Source organism: Wolbachia endosymbiont of Pentalonia nigronervosa (assembly GCF_014534705.1).
In the GTDB taxonomy this organism is placed as follows: domain Bacteria; phylum Pseudomonadota; class Alphaproteobacteria; order Rickettsiales; family Anaplasmataceae; genus Wolbachia.
On the sequence record NZ_JACVWV010000174.1, the window covers coordinates 1 to 1,144 of the forward strand.

The 1,144-nt window shown below is 39.6% G+C and carries 2 protein-coding genes; both read left to right on the forward strand.

Annotated elements, in window-relative coordinates:
* A partial coding sequence (locus tag IC220_RS07760; protein WP_188153817.1) for a DNA-methyltransferase occupies window positions 1–655 on the forward strand: 655 nt, incomplete at its 5' end.
* A 5-nt stretch (window positions 656–660) separates the two neighbouring features.
* Window positions 661–1,144: hypothetical protein (locus IC220_RS07765; RefSeq protein WP_188153818.1), on the forward strand; the 484-nt coding region annotated here is incomplete at its 3' end.

A 1,144-nucleotide genomic window follows, 5' to 3' on the forward strand; every position in this document is an offset into this window, starting at 1 on the left:
TACCGTTTGCGACCCTCCTTATAACGTAGATTATGGTGCTAGTCAAGAAAGAGATGATAGAAAAATACTTGGCGATGATCAAGGTGAAAAGTACGGGTTATTTCTTTTTGATGTTTGCTCGCATATTTTAGCTCATACCAAAGGGGCAGTTTATATTTGCTCAGCATCTTCAGAACTTTCTACGCTACAAAAAGTATTTGCAGAAGCAGGAGGACATTGGTCAACGTTTATCATCTGGGCAAAGAATCATTTTACTATCGGAAGAGCAGATTATCAAAGGCAATATGAAACAATACTCTATGGCTGGAAAGAAGGCAATAAGCGTCAGTGGTATGGGGGAAGAAATCAAAGCGATCTGTGGTTTTATGATAAGCCGGTTCACAATACTCTGCACCCAACGATGAAGCCAGTGGAGTTAATGGAAAGAGCAATAGTAAACAGCAGTAGACCAGGAGATATCGTTTTAGATCCATTTAGTGGTTCTGGCAGCACGCTGATTGCATGTGAGAGAACAGGAAGAGTGTGTAGAACTATAGAGCTTGATCCGAAGTTTGTTGATGTAACGATAAAACGTTGGCAGGTGTATACGGGAAGAGAAGCTATTCTTTCCAACTCTGGCAAGACTTTTGCACAGATTCAAGAAAAAAACTCATAAGAAAAGTGGAAAGAGAAAAAATTACTCAAACAGAATGGGCAAGAGAACAAGGATTTTCCAAGCAGTATGTCTGTTATTTAGTAAAACAGGGGATTGTAGAACTTAAGGATGGTATGATTGATAGAGAGCAGGCAAATGAAGCAATAGAAGTTATACGAGATCCAAGTCAACCGCAACGCAGAAAAAACGGTGAAGCTAATGAACTATCTACTATGCTCCTCAAAACTCGTATCAAGAACGAAATAGAACGAGGGAAATTGCTAGAAGCCAAAGCAAAAGCTGAAATTGGAGAATTAGTGCCGATAGAAGAAGTAAAAACCGAAGCTTTTAACGCAGCAAGAGTGGTAAGAAATAATCTTCTCAATATCCCAGATAGAGTATCAGCGCTTCTTGCATCGATGAGTGACGCGGAAAAGATTCATGAACTACTATCGCAGGAAATAACAACAGCATTGGAGGAGTTAGCAATTCAGCAAGGAGAAAAAAATG